Origin of the sequence: Stakelama sediminis, from assembly GCF_014199335.1 — a bacterium.
GTDB classification, from domain to species: Bacteria; Pseudomonadota; Alphaproteobacteria; order Sphingomonadales; family Sphingomonadaceae; genus Sphingomonas; species Sphingomonas sediminis.
The window spans coordinates 1292071-1310331 of the sequence record NZ_JACIJI010000001.1 but is presented as its reverse complement, the minus strand read 5'-3'; the positions used below and the strand labels follow the sequence as shown (position 1 = coordinate 1310331).

Below are 18261 nucleotides of genomic sequence, written 5' to 3'. Positions count from 1 at the left end.
GAGTTTGGCCATGTGGCTGCTCTATCAATATCCGCTTTGTCCTTTTTCCCGGAAAGTGCGGCTTCTCCTCGGTGAAAAGGGTGTGCCCTACGAACCGGTGCGCGAATCGCCCTGGTTGCGGCGCGACGAGTTTCTCGACATGAATCCGGCCGGGCAGACGCCGGTGATGGTCAATAGCGACCGGCCCGAAGCGCTGCCGCTGATCGATTCGATGGCGATCTGCGAATATATCGAGGAAACGGTCGAAAAGTCGGCGATGATCAGCGGGACAGCCGCCAATCGTGCGGAAATCCGGCGGCTCGTCACCTGGTTCGACACGCATTTCTATCGCGATATCACTGCGCCGCTGTTGCGCGAGCGTATGGAAAAGCGACTGGTCCACCGCGCCGCGCCCGACGCAAAATTGCTGCGCGAAGCGATGAAGGCAGCGGTCGCGCATCTCGATTATGTCGATTATCTGCTCGATAATCGTGCCTGGCTGGCGGGATCGACGATGAGCCTTGCCGATCTGGCGGCGGCAGCCCAGATTTCGGTGGCGGATTACCTCGGCGGAATCGACTGGAAGAGCCATGAACAGGCGAAACGCTGGTATGTCGGCATGAAGAGCCGTCCCAGCTTCCGTCCGTTGCTGGCCGAGCGGATGGAGGTCATCAGCCCGCCCGCCGATTACGAGAAACTGGACCTGTAAAAACGGGGGGATCGCATCATGCTTGAACATGTCCCCCGCTGGCTGGGTCAGGCGATGAGCGGATTGCGGGCGGGTGCCGACAAGCTGGTGATCGTTCGCCCCGAACTGGGCAGTTTCAACGCGATCCGGCTGATGAGTCCCGCCTTTGCCAATGGCGCCCGATTGCCCGACCGCTTCACCGCCGACGGAGCGGGAGTGTCGCCGCCGCTATTCTGGACCGGCGTTCCTGACGAAGCCACCTGCCTTGCCCTGATCGTCGAGGATGCGGATGCGCCGGCACGCAAGCCGCTGGTCCATGCGGTGGTGTGGAATCTGCCGGGTGAGGATGGCGAACTGAAGGAGGGGATGATCCGGCCGGACGGTGCGGGAAGCGCCGAAACCGGGGATGTCGGCCGGAACAGCTATTTTGGGGAAGGCTGGCTGCCGCCCGATCCGCCGCCGGGCCATGGCGTCCATCATTATGCGTTTCAGCTATTTGCGCTGGGCGAATGTCCCGATCCGGGGAGCAATCCCCGCCGCTCTGCCCTGGTGCGCGCGATGGCGGGCAGGGTGCTGGCGGCGGGTATATTGACCGGAACCTATTCCCGCGGCGATGCGGCTTCTGCGGGGATGGCAGGAGCCGTTGCGGCGCATCGTGGAGTGTAGGGCTGGAGTGAGAGGAAAACGTTGGTCAGGCGCCGGGGGTCAGGCGATGATCCCCGGACCCTGAGCGGCGGCACCCAGCACCATGACGGCGGTGAGGCCGAACGAAACCAGGCCGATGACGAAAGAACGCAGCATGATCAGTCTCCTGTTTGCAATTCGCCGGTTCAGGCGATGTGAAGGATGGGGGTGGCGGCAGCGACCAGCACGGCGGTGGTGAATACGGCGCCTGCGAAAGCAACGGCCGAACGCTGAACGATTTCGAAGCTGATATTCATGAGTGTATTCCCTGCTTATAGTGCCTTGCCGGACCATCCGGCGGCGATGCCCAAAGGGTTTGCAGGGGGCGTGCCAATTTCGAAAAAGCACGAAAAAAGGCGGGTTTCACCGCCCTAGAAAATTGAAAATGGCAATTTTCACCATTAACGCTGGATGAATAACACCATTACTTGGCGTTTTCTACGGTTACGCGGTTTCGCCCTTCCTCCTTGGCGATATAGAGCAGGCTATCGGCGCGACGATAGACGTCGTCCCATGCCTCGCCGGGCTGGGCCGGGGTCAGTCCGGCCGAAAAAGTGACTTCGCCCAGCGGCGCATCGGTTTCGCGAAGGCGATAGCGCTTGGCGGCTACTTTCTCGCGGGCGCGTTCCATGATGATCTTCGCCTGCGCCAGATCGACGCCTGACAGAAGGATTGCAAATTCTTCGCCGCCGTAGCGCGCGACCACATGGCCGTCGCATTCCTCTTTCAGGACTCCGGCAATAGCCTTCAGTACGCGGTCGCCGACAGCATGGCCGAAGCGATCGTTGACGGTCTTGAAATAGTCGATGTCGCAAATTGCCAGCCAGACCTCCTGATCCTGCTGCGACGTTTGCGCATAGGCATTCTCGATCGCGCGGCGATTGGGCAGGCAGGTCAACGGATCGTGCGTCGCGTCGGCGCGCGCTTCTTCGAGCTTTGCCCGTAACTCCTGCGCTTCGCGGGTGGCGACTTCCATCCGGGCTTCGGCCCGATCGACACGCTTGATCATCTTGGCCGTCAGTTGCGCGATTTCATTCAGGCTGGGACTTTCCGCCTCTCCCATGGCCGCCGCGCTCTCCTGCAGATCACGACCGAAATGGCTGGTTTCGCGATGCATCGACCCGACCATGTCCATAAAGCCTTCGACCCGCATCTGGGTTTCCGCCATCAACCCTTCGGCCGCGATGCTGTCGCGCTGGGCCGGTCGGTTGGGATCGACGGTATGGCCCAGCGATTCGACATCCCGCTGGCTCAGTCGGATCCCGTCATCCGTCATCGCCCGGACGGCACATGCCAGCCCGCCATCGGGGTCGACGTGAATGGCGTAGGCGAAGGTGTAGTTCGCCGGATTGGGTTCCAGATGCTGGGCTTCAAGAAACAGGCCGATCTGCTCATACAGGCCGACCGCCCGTGCCTTTGTGGATTGTGTACCAGTCTTGCCGGCAAACATGCATCATCACCCATCGCTGTCGCCGGCTTTTCGCAACGCCGGCTAATCCCTCCGGCAAACAGATATCCTCAATCTGCTAATATCGGGTGAGCACGCATTTTACCTTTGGGAAAGGATGATCGGAATGTTTGTCGCAGTCTATTGGTGGCGCGTTCACCCGGGGAAGGAAGCGCAGTTTCGCAATGCCTGGCGGCGCGGCACGGAATTGATCCGCGAACGCTATGGCTCGTTCGGGTCGCGCCTCCATCGCGAACGGGACGGCCGATTTGTCGGCTATGCCGAATGGCCGGACGAGGCGACATGGCAGGCGGCTTATGATGCCAAAATGGTCTATGACGAACCCGAAACCCGTGCGGCGTTCGTGGATGCCGTTGCGCAAGTGCCGCCGGACAATCGGCCCGCCTTCACGATGACCGTCACCGACGACCTGCTCGATCGTCCCGGGCTTTGAGGTCGAAACCGGTCAATTTCGCAATCGTGGCAGAGGCTGCAGGAACTGGCCTGGGTCGGATCGATCCTGGCTGCGATCGTCTGGCAGCGGCGGCGTACCACCGCGCGCTATGGCTTGCACGGCACGACGGATCGGTCCACACGAACCGCAATGCACGTCCTGTCTTTTTCCAGCGCGCCTGATGTCGTCGGCCCGGCCCTGTTTTTGCGCCAGAGCGCTCTGTCATGACCACGGTACGCGCACGCTATGACGCGCTGGTCGCGGCGGGCGAGCTGCGGCCCGATACCGAACAGGCCGCCGCCGCCGACCGGCTGGACCTGCTGCAACAGGAGTTGCAGGCATCCCCCCGGCGCGGCAGCGTGTTGTGGCGTGCGCTGGGCCGTCGGCCGGAGGCACCGCGCGGCGTCTATCTGTGGGGCGATGTCGGGCGCGGCAAATCGATGCTGATGGATCTGTTCTTCGACTGTTTGACGATCCAGCGCAAACGCCGCGTGCATTTTCATGAATTCATGCTGGAAGTGCACGACCGGCTGCGCGTCGAACGGCAAAAGGAAATCGGCAATCCGATTTTGCCGGTCGCAGCCGCGATGACGGAGAATGTTCGCCTGCTTGCCTTTGACGAGATGGTGATCAACAACACCGCCGATGCCGCGGTGCTGTCGCGGCTGTTCACCGAAATGCTGGCCGACGGGCTGACCGTGGTGGCGACGTCGAACCGCCCGCCCGCCGATCTTTACAAGGAAGGGATCAACCGCGACCTGTTTCTGCCGTTCATCGACCTGATCGAGGCAAAGCTCGACGTGCTGCCGCTCAACGGCCCGGTCGATTATCGGCTCGACCGGCTGGGACGGATGGACACCTGGCTGGTACCCAATGGGACGGAAGCGACCGAAAAGCTGTCGGCGGCGTTCTTTCGCCTGACCGATTATCCGGTTGAGGACCGCGCGCACGTTCCCTCGGAAGATATCCCCGTGCATGGCGGGCGGACCCTCCATGTGCCCAAGGCACTGAAAGGCGTCGCGGTGTTCAGTTTCAAGCGATTGTGCGCGGAGGCGCGCGGGGCGCCCGATTATCTGGCGATCGCGCGGCGATTCCACACCGTCATCATCGTCGGCATCCCGAAGCTGGGGCCGGAAAACCGCAATGAGGCGGCGCGGTTCGTGACACTGATCGATGCCCTCTACGAGCATAAGGTGAAACTGCTCGCCGCCGCCGATGCCGAGCCGGAACGTCTGTATGAAAAGGGCGACGGCAGTTTTGAGTTCGAGCGCACCGTATCGCGACTCAATGAAATGCGTTCCGAAGACTATCTGGCCGAAGGGCACGGCAAGGGCGAACAGGCAATCGACCCCTAGGACGGATCGCCATTCAGAAGATGATGTGGCGGAATCGCAGACGTTCGTAGAACAATATGTTGGATTTTCGTGACCCGGCGCGCAGCGTACTTTCAGTACATCAGCACCGGAAGCGCGGAAAGCCGCCTTTTGCAGGCCATCAGGGCTGAATGCCGATCCGTCCTAGACCTTGATAGCGGTACCGCTTAGGGTCTGCCCCAAAATAGAGGGGATGGACTGATGGCGTGGCTGTACCGGCTCTTGATCTGGTTGGGCGTGAGCAGCCTGTTCGTGACCGGCGTTGCGTCCGCCCGACCGGACGAGTCCGCGCCTCCACCCCCACCACCACGGGTCCATCCCGTTCTGGTCTCAGCCGATATGCGCCCGTCGCTCGATCTGTCCGGCCCCTGGCATATGTCGATCGATCCCTATCGCGACGGTGTGGCGGGGTTTCATGGCGGCGATCCGGGGCTGAGCAGCCGCCGCTATGCCGATATCGATATCGCCACGACCGAAAAGCGTGACGGCAATGCGCTGTTCGAACAGGATCCGGCACGCTCGCCGATCGTCACGCTGCCCTCTTCCTGGCTGACGCAATCGCCCGAAATGCGGCATTATGTTGGACTGGTCTGGTATCAGCGGCATTTCACGGCCCATAAACGGCCCGGTAAACGGGTGTTTCTGCGCTTCGGTGCGGCCAATTACGCAGCGCATGTCTATCTGAACGGTAAACATGTGGGCGAGCATCGCGGCGGGTTCACGCCGTTTGCCTTTGACGTGACGAAGCTGCTGCACGACGGCGACAACCAGATCACCGTGGGCGTGGATTCGCAGCGCACCGATCAGGATATTCCGCCGCCGGTCACCGACTGGGAAACCTATGGCGGCATTACCCGCGCCATCACGCTGATCGCTGTTCCCGATACCTATATCGACGATGCCTGGATACGGCTGACGCACGACGGGCATATCCGCGCGAGCGGCAGGCTGGATGGCCCGGCGGCTGCGAACATGCCGGTCCGCGTGACGATCGCCGGGCTGGGCCTGACTCTTGATGCCCGCACCGATGCGCATGGCGACTGGCAGGCGGCGGTGCCCGCGCCTGCATCGCTGAAGCGCTGGTCACCGGACAGTCCGACGCTCTACGACGTCGCGGTAAAAGCCGGTGACGATACGCTGCACGACCGGATCGGGTTTCGCACCGTGTCGGTGGACGGCGACCGCATTCTGCTCAACGGCAAACCGATCTTTCTGCGCGGAATCAGCCTGCATGCGGAGGAATTCGGGGTCGATCCCAGCCATGTCATCACGCCCGAAGCCGCGCGCGCGTTACTGGAGGAGGCAAAATACGGCCTGCACGCCAATTATGTCCGGCTTGCCCATTACCCGCACCCCGAAGTGATGTTGCGCACGGCCGACAAAATGGGGCTGCTCGTATGGAGCGAGATCCCCGTCTATTGGCGCGTCGATTTCTCCAATCCGGATACGCTGTCGCAGGCGCGGCAGATGCTGGCGGAAAATATCACGCGCGACCGCAACCGCGCGTCGATCATGCTGTGGAGCGTCGGCAATGAAACGCCGGTCAGCCCGGCGCGTAACCGGTTTTTGCAGACGCTGGCGGCGGACGCGCACCGTCTGGACGATACGCGGCTGGTCTCGGCGGCGCTGCTCAGCCATCGGGAAAAGCGCAATGGCGTCGATACGGTGGTGATCGACGACCCGCTGATCCCCTCGCTCGATGTGATGGCGATCAACACCTATAACGGCTGGTACGGCAATGACTCGCTGGCTTCGCTGCCGTCGATCGCCTGGGCGTCGAAATATCACAAGCCGCTGATATTCTCCGAACTCGGAGCCGGTGCGAAGGCGGGGGTACACGATTCCACGGGCACGCATAAATTCTCCGAAGAATATCAGGCCGAATATTATCGCCAGACGCTGGCGATGGCCGCGAAAATTCCTTTCCTGCGCGGCATGTCGCCCTGGATATTAAAGGACTTTCGCTCGCCGCGTCGTCAGCATCCGGTGTATCAGCAGGGGTGGAACCGCAAGGGGCTGGAGTCCGAAACCGGCGTGCGCAAGGAAGCGTTCTTCGTACTTGCACGGCAATATGCGCGTTGGGCGAAGCAGCCGCCGGGATCGCCAAAGTGAAACCCACCCACACTATTGCACTTGCGAATGAATTGCAAAGAAAGCTTTTAACCTTTTTGCCTTAGCGGTTGCCCTTGCCGGTCAAAGCGCCTAAGTCGCGGGCGTTTCGCGCGCTGAAAGGGCCGATTCCCGAGTCCCCGCTGCGCCCGACTGGTTGAGGAGAAGTCATGGCTCGCAAGAAGATTGCGCTCATTGGCGCCGGCATGATCGGCGGCACGCTCGCGCACCTCGCCGCGATGAAGGAACTGGGCGATATCGTCCTGTTCGACATCGCCGAAGGAATGCCGCAGGGCAAGGCCCTCGACCTGTCGCAGGCGGGGCCGCCCGAAGGCTTCGACGCCAATCTGAAGGGCGCCAATTCCTATGAGGAAATCGCAGGTGCCGACGTCTGCATCGTAACTGCCGGTGTGCCGCGCAAGCCGGGCATGAGCCGCGACGACCTGCTGGGCATCAACCTGAAGGTCATGAAGGCGGTCGGCGAAGGCATCGGCCAGCACGCCCCTGACGCGTTCGTCATCTGCATCACCAACCCGCTCGACGCGATGGTGTGGGCGCTGCGTGAATTTTCCGGCCTGCCGCATCAGAAGGTCGTCGGCATGGCGGGCGTGCTCGATTCGAGCCGCTTCCGCCATTTCCTCGCCGAGGAATTCGATGTGTCGGTCGAGGACGTCACCGCGTTCGTGCTGGGCGGCCATGGCGACACGATGGTACCGGTGGTCGAATATTCGACCGTCGCGGGCATCCCCGTTCCCGACCTGATCAAAATGGGCTGGTCGACGCAGGAGAAGATCGACGCGATCGTCGAGCGCACGCGCAAGGGCGGCGGCGAGATTGTCGGCCTGCTGAAGACCGGCAGCGCCTTCTATGCGCCTGCGACCAGCGCCATCGTGATGGCCGAAAGCTATCTGAAGGACAAGAAGCGGCTGCTGCCCTGCGCCGCGCATCTGACCGGCCAGTATGGCGTTGACGATCTGTATGTCGGCGTGCCGATCGTGATCGGTGCCAACGGCGTCGAACGCGTCGTCGAAATCGCGCTGAACGAGGAGGCCAAGGCGGGCTTCGACAAGTCGGTCGGCGCGGTCAAGGAACTGGTCGCCGCCTGCAAGGGCATCGACGGATCGCTCGGCTGACCGATTTAGGTGCTTCGCTTATGAGCTACGATTTAGTGGTTTTCGACCCTGACGTGGCCCCTCGTGAGCGGGGCGCCTTCAATGCGTGGTTTGCTGCACAACTCGAATGGGCGGAAGATCGCGACTATAGTGATCCGGCTGGTACGCATGCCAATCTCTTACGATTCTATCAGGAGATGCGGAAACACTATCCCGCAATGAACGGGCCGGATGCTACGCAGGATGATGATGAGATCGACCGATCGGCTGATTATTGTATCGGCATGAGCTTTATATACGCTACTTTTCCCTGGTCTTTGGCGGAGGATATCTACCCTGTCTTCCGTAACCTTTCAGTCGAATGCGGTGTCGGTTTTTACGATGTCAGCGGAGATGAGGGGGATGGTGAAATTCATTTTCCGGGGGATGCCTTACGGCCGCCCTCGCGAGGAGCATGGCGGGACGTCGCGGCCCAGTTTCGCGATCTCCAAAACGGACAATAACGGACTAATGGAGCGAGAATGAGCATCCTCGTCGACAAGAATACCAAGGTCATCGTTCAGGGCATGACGGGTGCGACCGGCACCTTTCATACCGAACAGGCGCTTGAGTACGGCACGCAGATGGTGGCCGGCGTCACGCCGGGCAAGGGCGGCACCGATCATATCGGCCTGCCCGTCTACAACACCGTGGAAGAGGCGGTCGCGAAGACCGGCGCCACGGCGAGCGTGATCTATGTCCCGCCGCCATTTGCCGCGGACTCGATCCTTGAGGCGATCGACGCCGAAGTGCCGCTGATCGTTGCGATTACCGAGGGCATTCCGGTGCTCGACATGGTCAAGGTGAAGCGCGCGCTGTCGGGTTCGAAATCGCGCCTGATCGGTCCGAACTGCCCCGGCGTGCTGACGCCCGGCGAATGCAAGATCGGCATCATGCCCGGCAAGATCTTTTCCAAGGGGTCGGTCGGCGTCGTGTCGCGTTCGGGCACGCTGACCTATGAAGCGGTGTTCCAGACGACCAATGCCGGTCTGGGCCAGACCACGGCGGTCGGTATCGGCGGCGATCCGGTCAACGGCACCAACTTCATCGACGTGCTGGAACTGTTCCTCGCCGACGACGCCACCGAATCGATCATCATGATCGGTGAAATCGGCGGATCGGCAGAGGAAGAGGCCGCACAGTTCCTGAAGGACGAGGCAAAGAAGGGCCGCAAGAAGCCGATGGTCGGTTTCATCGCGGGCCGTACCGCGCCTCCGGGACGCCGCATGGGCCATGCCGGTGCAATCGTCAGCGGCGGCCAGGGCGGTGCCGAGGACAAGATCGCGGCGATGGAAGAAGCCGGCATCCGCGTCTCCCCCAGCCCCTCGCTGCTTGGCGAGACGCTGGTCGACGTGCTGAAGGGCTGACAAGGGAGCCTGCGCCCCACTCCCTGCGTTCGTATCCGAATGAACGCGACTGGGGCGCAATTACCGTTTGCGGCGAGAGCCGGGACGATCAAACTGACGGGTGACGGCCATGGGTTATGAAGGCCTCGATTTCGCGGATATTGCAGGCGGCGTAAGCCCCGCCTTTGTCGAAACGCTGTACGACAAGTACAAGCGCGATCCCGGTTCGGTGGAACCGGGCTGGCGCGAATGGTTCGACGGGCTGGAAAACACGGCGCAGGGTCCAAGCTGGGCGAATCCGGCCTGGCCGCCGAAGGATACCGACGCGCTGACCGCGGCGCTCGACCCCACCCAGATGGAGCCTGCGCCCAAAGCACCGCGCAAGGGCAAGGAGGCCGCACCCGCTGCTGCACCGTCTTCGGACGCGATCAAGAAAGCGGCGGGCGATTCGATCCGCGCAATGATGCTGATCCGCACCTATCGCGTGCGCGGGCATCTGGCGGCGCATCTCGATCCGCTGGGTCTTTCCGATCAGGAATTGCCGGAGGATCTGCGCACCGAATATCACGGTTTTCCCGACAGTGATATCGACCGTCCGATCTATCTGGGCGGTGTGCTGGGCTTCGAAACCGCGACGATCCGCGAACTCGTCAACACGTTGCGCGCCAATTATTGCGGCAATGTCGGCCTTGAATATATGCACATCGCCGATGTCGAGGAGCGCCGTTTCCTGCAGGAGCGCATGGAAGGGCAGGACAAGGCGATCGAATTCACGCCGGAGGGCAAGAAGGCGATCCTGTCCAAGGTGATTGAGGCCGAGCAGTGGGAAAAATTCCTCGGCAAGAAATATGTCGGTACCAAGCGGTTCGGCCTCGACGGCGGGGAATCGATGATCCCGGCGCTGGAAGCGGTCATCAAATATGGCGGCCAGTATGGCGTGCGCGAAATCGTCTATGGCATGGCGCATCGCGGTCGCCTGAACGTACTGGCCAATGTGCTGGCAAAGCCGTTCCGCGTGATCTTCCACGAATTTTCCGGCGGCTCGGCCAATCCGGAGGATGTCGGCGGGTCGGGTGACGTCAAATATCACCTCGGCACCAGCACCGACCGCGAATTCGACGGCATCAACGTGCATATGTCGCTCGTCGCCAACCCGTCGCATCTGGAAGCGGTGGACCCGGTGGTACTGGGCAAGGTGCGCGCGGTGCAGACCTATCGCGACGATCTGGGCGAGCATGAACAGGCGCTGCCGGTGCTGATCCATGGCGACGCAGCCTTTGCCGGTCAGGGGATCGTCTGGGAAACGCTCGGTTTTTCGGGCATTCGCGGCTATAATACCGGCGGCTGCATCCACTTTGTCATCAACAACCAGATCGGGTTCACCACCAGCCCGCAATTCGCGCGCTCCTCGCCCTATCCGTCTGATGTGGCGAAGGGCGTGCAAGCGCCGATCTTCCATGTGAACGGTGACGATCCCGAAGCGGTGACCTTTGCCTGCAAGATGGCGATCGAGTTCCGTCAGCGGTTCAAGCGCGATATCGTCATCGACATGTGGTGCTATCGCCGGTTCGGCCATAACGAAGGCGACGAGCCCAGCTTTACCCAGCCGCTGATGTACGCCGCGATCAGGAAGCATCCGGGCGTCAGCAAGGTCTATGGCGACCGGTTGATCGCGCAGGGCGTGATCGATCAGGCGTTTATCGATGAAAAGGTGAAGCAGTTCACGCTGCTGCTCGACGACGAGTTTGACGCGGGCAACGACTATCTGCCCAACAAGGCGGACTGGTTCGCCGGGCGCTGGTCGGGGCTGGGCGCGCCCGCCGATACCGAACAGGCGCGGCGCAATGTCGAAACCGGCATCGACCGCAAGCTGTTCGATTCGCTCGGCCGCACGCTGACGGAGGTTCCCGAAAGCCTGCAACTGCACAAGACGCTGGGCCGCATTCTCGATGCCAAGCGGCAGATGTTCGAAACCGGCGCAGGATTCGACTGGGCGACCGGTGAAGCGCTGGCGTTCGGGTCGCTGTTGTCCGAAGGGCATGGCGTGCGCCTTTCGGGGCAGGATTCGGGACGCGGCACCTTTTCGCAGCGCCATGCCGTGTGGGTCGATCAGAAGGACGGGCATCGTTATGTCCCGCTGGAAGAAATCCCGCATGGCCGGTTTGAGGTGCTCGACAGCCCCTTGAGCGAATATGGCGTGCTGGGCTTCGAATATGGCTATGCGCTGGCCGACCCGAAGACGCTGGTGTTGTGGGAAGCGCAGTTCGGCGATTTCGCCAACGGTGCGCAGATCATGATTGATCAGTTCATCGCCGCGGGCGAAGCCAAATGGCTGCGCGCCAACGGACTCGTCATGCTGTTGCCGCACGGCTATGAAGGGCAGGGGCCGGAGCACAGCTCGGCACGGCTCGAACGCTATCTGCAACTGTGCGCGCAGGATAATATGCAGGTCGCGAACTGCACCACGCCTGCCAATTATTTCCACCTGCTGCGTCGCCAGATGCATCGCAATTTCCGCAAGCCGCTGATCATCATGACGCCGAAGTCGCTGCTGCGGCACAAGATGGCGGTGTCGGCGACCGAGGACTTTGTCGGCGAAAGCCACTTCCGTCGCCTGCTCTCCGACCCTTCGGCACCTGCCGACAAGGATACGAAGCGCGTCGTGCTGTGTTCGGGCAAGGTCGCCTATGACCTGATCGAAGCACGCGATGCGGCGGGCGACACGAATACCCAGATCATCCGCGTCGAGCAGATCTATCCCTTCCCTGGCGACCCGCTGACCGTGCGTTTGAAGAAGATGCCCAATCTCGAAGACGTGGTCTGGTGTCAGGAAGAGCCGCAGAATAACGGCGCATGGTTCTTCGTAGAACCGCTGATCGAACAGTGCCTGACCGATGCAGGCGTCAAACCGAAGCGCGCCCGCTATGCCGGACGCGCGGCGGCGGCGTCGCCCGCCACCGGGCTGATGAAGCGGCATCAGGCAGAACAGGGCGCGCTGGTGGCCGATGCACTGGGCCACAGCGTGCGTGAAGAAATCCGTCGAACCCGGAAAGGCTGAATATGGCAACCGAAGTCAAAGTCCCGACACTGGGCGAATCGATCACCGAGGCTACGGTCGGTGAATGGCTGAAGCAGCCGGGCGAGGCGGTCGCCGCCGATGAACCCATTGCCAGCCTGGAAACCGACAAGGTGTCGGTCGAAGTACCCTCCCCGGTCGCGGGGGTGATGGGCGAACATGCGGTTGCCGTGGGTGACACGGTGGAGGTCGGCGCGCTGATCGCGACGATCGAAGCCGGTGACGGTGCGCCCGCCGCGGCTCCGGCCCCCGCGCCCGAAGCAAAGGCTTCTACCCCCGATACGGCTGGCCAGCAGGCTCCGGCAGAGGGCGACGAACCGGCTGCGCTGTCGCCGTCGGTCCGTCGTGCGGTGCTGGAAACCGGTGTCGATCCCTCGACGATCAAGGGCAGCGGCAAGGATGGCCGCATCACCAAGGAAGACGTGATGGCCGCCGCCGAGGGCAAGGGGCAGGCAGCGCCCGCTCCGGCCCCGACGCCCGCTGCTGCTCCAGCCCCGGCTGCCGCCGGCGAGCGCAAGGAAGAACGCGTGCGCATGACGCGCCTGCGTCAGACCATCGCCAAGCGGCTGAAGAGCGCGCAGGATACCGCGGCACTGCTCACCACGTTCAACGATGTCGATATGACGGCGGTGATCGAGGCACGGACCAAATACAAGGAACTGTTCGAGAAGAAGCACGGCGTCCGCCTTGGTTTCATGGGCTTTTTCGTGAAGGCGGCGTGTATGGCGCTGAAGGACGTGCCCAGCGTCAATGCGCAGATCGACGGCGATGAAATCGTCTATCACGACTATGCCGATATTTCGGTTGCGGTCTCCGCGCCGCAGGGTCTGGTCGTGCCGGTCATCCGCAGCGCCGACCAGATGAGCGTGGCCGAGGTCGAAAAGACCATCGGCGATTTCGGCAAGCGCGCCAAATCGGGCGACCTGAAGATGGAAGAGATGAAGGGCGGTACCTTCACCATCTCCAACGGCGGCGTGTTCGGATCGCTGATGTCGACCCCGATCATCAACCCGCCACAGTCGGCGGTGCTCGGCCTGCACCGGATCGAGGATCGCCCGGTCGTGCGCAACGGCGAAGTGGTCGTCCGCCCGATGATGTATCTGGCGCTCAGCTATGACCATCGCCTGATTGACGGGCGTGAGGCGGTGACCTTCCTCGTCGCGCTGAAAAACGCGATCGAAGACCCGACCCGCATTTTGATCGACCTGTAAGTATTGACCGTCATGCCAGCGGAAGCTGGCATCTCTGGCCGTGGAAAGCCGCGCGAGACCCCAGCTTCCGCTGGGGTGACGTTGGAGGAAAAGATGGCAGACGAATTCGACTATGACGTTCTGGTAATCGGCGCTGGCCCCGGCGGCTATGTCGCGGCGATCCGTGCGGCACAGCTGGGGCTGAAGACCGCGTGCGCCGAATCGCGCGAGACGCTGGGCGGCACCTGCCTCAATGTCGGCTGCATCCCGTCCAAGGCGATGCTGCACGCGTCGGAATATTTCGACGCCGCCGCCAATGGCGCGATGGCGAAGATGGGCATCAAGGTGACGCCCGAGCTCGACCTCGACACCATGCACGGCCAGCGCAAGGATGCGGTCAAGCAACTTACCGGCGGCATCGAATTCCTGTTCAAGAAGAACAAGGTCACCTGGCTGAAGGGCCGCGCGAGCTTTGAGGACGCGCACAAGGTGACGGTCGGCGGGGAAACCGTCACCGCGAAGAACATCGTCATCGCCACCGGCTCCAGCGTCACCCCGCTGCCGGGCGTCGAAATCGACCAGAAGGTCGTGGTGGATTCCACCGGCGCGCTCGAACTGCCCAAGGTGCCCAGGCACATGGTCGTCATCGGCGGCGGCGTGATCGGACTGGAACTGGGCAGTGTCTGGCGGCGGCTGGGTGCCGAGGTGACCTGCGTTGAATTTCTCGACCAGATCCTCCCCGGCTTCGACGGCGATGTCCGCAAGGAAGCGAACAAGATCTTCAAGAAACAGGGGATCACCTTCAAACTCGGCACCAAGGTGACGGGTGTCGCGGTGAAGGGCGACAAGGCGACGCTGACGCTCGAACCCGCCAAGGGGGGCGATGCCGAGACGATCGAAGCCGATTGCGTACTGGTGTCGATCGGCCGCAAGCCGAATACCGATGGTCTAGGCCTCGACAAGATCGGGCTGGAACCCAATCAGCGCGGTCAGATCGAGATCGATCACGATTTCCGCACCAAGGTCGACGGCGTCTGGGCGATCGGCGATGTCGTGCCCGGTCCGATGCTGGCGCACAAGGCCGAGGATGAGGGCATTGCGGTTGCGGAGAATATCGCGGGCCAGACGGGCATTGTAAATCACGACGTCATCCCGTCGGTCGTCTATACCTGGCCCGAAATCGCGGGCGTCGGCCTGACCGAGGAAGCTGCGAAGGAACGCGGCGAGGTGAAGGTCGGTAAATTCCCGATGCTCGCCAACAGCCGTGCCAAGACCAACCATGAACCCGACGGCTTCGTAAAGATCATCGCCGACGCAAAATCGGACCGCGTGCTGGGCGTATGGATCATCGCCAGTGTCGCCGGTACGATGATCGCGCAAGCCGCGCAGGCGATGGAATTCGGCTCGACGAGCGAGGATATCGCCTATACCTGCCACGCCCATCCGACGCATAGCGAGGCGATCAAGGAAGCGGCGATGGCGGTGACCGGCAAGCCGATTCACATCTGAGGCGCATCGAAGGCGCGCCCGACCGGCGGGGCTGCCAGCCCCGTCCGACGGCGGGTCTTCGCGGGCCCGTGTGGAGGGCGGTAAAGTCGTCCCGCACGGATTTGCATATACGCCACGGCTCCTGCCTGCGCAGGAGCACATCTTCGTGATTCAGGGCGGATCGACATTCAGAAGATGATGTGACGAAAATGGTGAATTTCCGTGACCCGGCGCGCAGCGTACTTTCAGTACGTGAGCACCGGAAGCACGGAAAGCCGCCATTTGCAGGCCATCAGGGCTGAATGACGATCCGCCCTAGGACGCCTTTCCCGATTGCGTGCGCCCCCGATCCGCGCGAAACTGCTGCCATGGCGCTTCCTCATCGCATCGCGGCACGGCTGGCCCGCCTCTATTGGCGGGTACGGCGGCCGCGTACGCTGGGCGTTCGGGCGCTGGTCATCGATCAGCACGACCATGTCGCGTTGATCCGGCACACCTATATCACGCACTGGTATCTCCCCGGCGGCGGGGTGAAGAAGGGCGAGAGCTTTGCCGATGCCCTGATCCGCGAACTGGCGGAGGAGGTTGCGCTCCACCCTGTCACGGTCGAACGCGTGCTGGGCGTCTATACCAATCGCAGCGAATATAAGGACGATCATGTCACGGTGTTCGTCGTCCGCATCGAGCGCCCGGCCGATGCGCCGCTAATGGCTGCGGATAGCTGGGAAATCGAGGCGGCGGGATGGTTTCCGCTCGACGCGCTGCCCGAAGACGTTTCTCCCGCAACGCTGCGCCGGATCACCGAATATCGCGACGGCCGCAACGGCAACTACGGAGACTGGTAGAGACGACTCAGCGTTCGAGCAGGCCCCAGCGCGCCATGGTTCCGATCACTACCGTCAGCACCGCCGCACCCAATGCGGCGTACCAGAAGCTGGTGTCGGTGGTATGGAGATAGACATTGGCGCCCAGCGTCACGCCGCCCAGAAAGCCCAGCCACAGCAGCAGATCCTTGATCCACGCGAATCCCGTGCTCTTTCCCATCAGCGCGGCGGCAAGCCGCTGTCCGAACCGGACCAGCGTGCCGGTCATGTAGGTCAGGCCGATCTTCACCGTGCCGTCGCGGCCGAACACACCGTTTTCCGCGCCCATCGCACCGGCCAGGCACAGGATGGCGATCCGGTCGAAGCCGAACATCTTGAACCCGGCGGCGATGCACAACAGCGCGGTGACCAGCAGCATCGCAGCGGCCTCGGCATGGCGCGCCACCGCATCGCAGGCGATGGCCGACAGGATGATGCCGGTGATGAACGACAGGATCAGCGACCCGGCGATGAACGCGTCATGACTGTTGTGCGCGCCCAGCCCGATACCGAGCCGGGTGGTGTTGCCGCTCATGAACGAGGCGAAGAAACCGCCCAGGCTGCTATAAGCAAGGGCATCGACGAACCCGGCCAGCGCTGCCAGCAGCAGTGCCGCACCAAGCAGGGGAGCGGGAGTGCGTTGCATGGGCTGCTATGTACGCTTCTGAAGCGCAGTTTCCAGCCCCCCGATGTGACTTTCTTGCTGCATATGCGAATGTTTCTTCCCACGGCGATTCAAACGGAACGCAGCGAGACGGTTTGGGCTTTGCCGGGACGCGCCGCGGGAGTAAGGCGCGCGCCATGACTCCTCCCGTCGCCTGGCAATTCGGGCCGCTGCTGCCCTGGCTCGACCTGATCGCGATCGCGCTGTTTGCGGCGACCGGCGCGCTGGCCGCGACGCGGTCGGGGCAGACCTTCGTCACCGCCGCCTTTTTCGCGCTGGTGACGGGCGTGGGCGGCGGCACGATGCGCGACCTGCTGATCGGCGCGCCGGTATTCTGGGTGCATGACCGCATGGTGGCGGGCATGTGCGTGCTGGCGGCATTGCTGGTGTGGATCGCCCCGCAACGCTGGTGGAGCGGGGTGGCGCTGGCATGGATCGACGCGATGGGGCTGGCCGCCTATGCGGTGTTCGGCGCGGCAAAGTCGCTCGGTTTCGGTGTGCCGCCTATCCCGGCGATGGTGATGGGCGTGGTGACGGCGTGTCTGGGCGGGATCATCCGCGACATGCTGGCGGGAACCCCGTCGATCCTGATGCGCCCCGAACTCTATGTGACGGCGGCGGCGCTGGCCTCTGCGCTCTATGTCGTGCTGCGCCTCGTCGAGACACCCTCTTTCCTTGCCGCGCTGTTGGCGACGGGCGCGGGGTTCGGGCTGCGTGCGGCGGCAATCCACTGGAACCTCGGCCTTCCGGCCTATCGCGGGAAGCGCTGAATCCGTCGAAAACCGGCTTGCGCAAACCTCAAAAGCGTTCATCCTGCGCATATGGACGGGACGAGTCGCATAGCCCGTGAAATGGCGCAGGGCGAAGAGGCACGGCGTACAGGCCGGCTGGAAGAGGCGCGCGCCTGTTTTGCCGAAGCGATCACCGCCGCGCGCGATGAAGTCGATCCCCTTCTGGAAGCACAGGCGCTGGAGGCGCAGGCACGCGTGGCGCAGGACGGCGGCAATATCGAATGGGCGCTGCACGACCAGCAGGAGGCGATCCAGCTCTATCGGCTGGCAGGCGATGGCCCGTCGCTGGCCGCGGCCTTGTGCGAGGCGGGTAATCTGTTCCTGGAGCAGCAGCAGCTTGCCCATGCCGCCAACAGCCTGTGCGAGGCACTGGACCTGTATCGCGCGACCCCGGATGCATCGCCGCTCGCCGTGGCGAATGCCGTGCGCAGTACCGCGCGGCTTGCCGAAGCGCTGGGCGAGAGGGAGGAGGCGTGCCGATACTGGCAGGATGCGCGTGAACGCTATGCCGCGCTGGGCGACCCGCTTTCCATCGAACAGGCCGATGCGGCGGAAATCCGGCTGGTGCAACTGGCGGGCTGAACCGCCGCTCCTTCAGTGCACTTTCAGCGGCGTGCCCCGGAATGGTGTCGGCCGGCACCCCAGCAGCGCATCGAACCGTGCCGACCGGCTGGCGACCAGCGGGACATAGGCGGTCACCGTCTTCGTCGCGGGATCGTCCTTCAGCCGGATCGGCGCCATGCCCGGCTCGTAATCGGAATAGCAGCTTTTCAGCGGCCGCCCCTCGATATAGCGGCAACCGCAGGCGACGCGCGCGGCATAGCCGACGCCGAGCTGCAGCTTCGGCGTCATCGACCGGGCATAGACGAACGCCGAGAGCGCAAGCAGCGCCAGCACGATCAGTCCACCCCAAAGGAAGCGTCTTGCCATCATCAGCCATGAGCTTAGGCTCATGCCG

Annotated in this window: 17 protein-coding genes; 14 read left to right on the top strand and 3 right to left on the bottom strand. The window is 62.9% G+C overall.

Annotated elements, in window-relative coordinates; genetic code table 11:
• Positions 1–10 precede the first annotated feature (10 nt).
• Both FHR23_RS06605 and FHR23_RS06600 read left to right on the top strand, forming a co-directional pair.
• A complete protein-coding gene (locus FHR23_RS06605) occupies positions 11–688 on the top strand; it encodes a glutathione S-transferase family protein (protein WP_184002053.1) in 678 nt (225 codons plus the stop codon).
• 18 nt (positions 689–706) lie between these two features.
• Positions 707–1333 carry a YbhB/YbcL family Raf kinase inhibitor-like protein gene (locus tag FHR23_RS06600; protein ID WP_184002052.1) on the top strand — a complete coding sequence of 209 codons (627 nt, stop codon included), beginning with the start codon at positions 707–709 and terminating at the stop codon, positions 1331–1333.
• A 442-nt stretch (positions 1334–1775) separates the two neighbouring features.
• Here the strand turns inward: FHR23_RS06600 and FHR23_RS06595 are convergent, their stop codons facing one another.
• Positions 1776–2801, bottom strand: a complete 1026-nt coding sequence (locus FHR23_RS06595; RefSeq protein WP_184002051.1) for a GGDEF domain-containing protein — start codon at positions 2799–2801, stop codon at positions 1776–1778.
• Positions 2802–2925: 124 nt separating this feature from the next.
• Between FHR23_RS06595 and FHR23_RS06590 the strand changes: the two genes are divergently transcribed.
• The 10 genes from FHR23_RS06590 to FHR23_RS06545 all read left to right on the top strand — a co-directional run bounded on the left by FHR23_RS06590 (position 2926) and on the right by FHR23_RS06545 (position 15830).
• Positions 2926–3252, top strand: a complete 327-nt coding sequence (locus tag FHR23_RS06590; RefSeq protein ID WP_184002231.1) for an antibiotic biosynthesis monooxygenase family protein — start codon at positions 2926–2928, stop codon at positions 3250–3252.
• A gap of 224 nt (positions 3253–3476) precedes the next feature.
• Positions 3477–4607 carry a cell division protein ZapE gene (zapE, locus tag FHR23_RS06585; RefSeq protein WP_184002050.1) on the top strand — a complete coding sequence of 377 codons (1131 nt, stop codon included), beginning with the start codon at positions 3477–3479 and terminating at the stop codon, positions 4605–4607.
• Positions 4608–4826: 219 nt separating this feature from the next.
• Positions 4827–6737: a glycoside hydrolase family 2 protein gene (locus FHR23_RS06580; RefSeq protein ID WP_184002049.1), complete on the top strand. Its 1911-nt coding sequence runs from the start codon at positions 4827–4829 to the stop codon at positions 6735–6737.
• A gap of 167 nt (positions 6738–6904) precedes the next feature.
• Complete coding sequence (mdh, locus tag FHR23_RS06575; protein ID WP_184002048.1) at positions 6905–7867, top strand: malate dehydrogenase; 963 nt, start codon at positions 6905–6907, stop codon at positions 7865–7867.
• A 20-nt stretch (positions 7868–7887) separates the two neighbouring features.
• Complete coding sequence (locus FHR23_RS06570) at positions 7888–8349, top strand: hypothetical protein (protein WP_184002047.1); 462 nt, start codon at positions 7888–7890, stop codon at positions 8347–8349.
• An 18-nt stretch (positions 8350–8367) separates the two neighbouring features.
• Positions 8368–9252, top strand: a complete 885-nt coding sequence (sucD, locus tag FHR23_RS06565; protein ID WP_184002046.1) for a succinate--CoA ligase subunit alpha — start codon at positions 8368–8370, stop codon at positions 9250–9252.
• A 109-nt stretch (positions 9253–9361) separates the two neighbouring features.
• Positions 9362–12289 (top strand): 2-oxoglutarate dehydrogenase E1 component, encoded by a 2928-nt coding sequence (locus tag FHR23_RS06560; RefSeq protein ID WP_184002045.1) that lies wholly within the window; start codon positions 9362–9364, stop codon positions 12287–12289.
• A 2-nt stretch (positions 12290–12291) separates the two neighbouring features.
• The gene (gene odhB / locus FHR23_RS06555) at positions 12292–13518 is read left to right on the top strand and encodes a 2-oxoglutarate dehydrogenase complex dihydrolipoyllysine-residue succinyltransferase (RefSeq protein WP_184002044.1); all 1227 of its coding nucleotides are present in this window, start codon (positions 12292–12294) and stop codon (positions 13516–13518) included.
• A 93-nt stretch (positions 13519–13611) separates the two neighbouring features.
• Positions 13612–15006: a dihydrolipoyl dehydrogenase gene (gene lpdA / locus FHR23_RS06550; RefSeq protein WP_184002043.1), complete on the top strand. Its 1395-nt coding sequence runs from the start codon at positions 13612–13614 to the stop codon at positions 15004–15006.
• A 347-nt stretch (positions 15007–15353) separates the two neighbouring features.
• Positions 15354–15830 (top strand): NUDIX domain-containing protein, encoded by a 477-nt coding sequence (locus FHR23_RS06545; RefSeq protein ID WP_184002042.1) that lies wholly within the window; start codon positions 15354–15356, stop codon positions 15828–15830.
• Between the two features lie 7 nt (positions 15831–15837).
• On the opposite strand, the gene FHR23_RS06540 is transcribed toward FHR23_RS06545, so the two are convergent.
• On the bottom strand, positions 15838–16494 hold the full coding sequence (locus tag FHR23_RS06540; protein ID WP_184002041.1) for a YoaK family protein: 657 nt from the start codon (positions 16492–16494) through the stop codon (positions 15838–15840).
• Positions 16495–16649: 155 nt separating this feature from the next.
• Between FHR23_RS06540 and FHR23_RS06535 the strand changes: the two genes are divergently transcribed.
• Both FHR23_RS06535 and FHR23_RS06530 read left to right on the top strand, forming a co-directional pair.
• Complete coding sequence (locus tag FHR23_RS06535; RefSeq protein WP_184002040.1) at positions 16650–17282, top strand: trimeric intracellular cation channel family protein; 633 nt, start codon at positions 16650–16652, stop codon at positions 17280–17282.
• A 51-nt stretch (positions 17283–17333) separates the two neighbouring features.
• On the top strand, positions 17334–17885 hold the full coding sequence (locus FHR23_RS06530; RefSeq protein ID WP_184002039.1) for a tetratricopeptide repeat protein: 552 nt from the start codon (positions 17334–17336) through the stop codon (positions 17883–17885).
• 12 nt (positions 17886–17897) lie between these two features.
• Here the strand turns inward: FHR23_RS06530 and FHR23_RS06525 are convergent, their stop codons facing one another.
• Complete coding sequence (locus FHR23_RS06525) at positions 17898–18257, bottom strand: hypothetical protein (RefSeq protein WP_246359695.1); 360 nt, start codon at positions 18255–18257, stop codon at positions 17898–17900.
• Between the last annotated feature and the right edge of the window lie 4 nt (positions 18258–18261).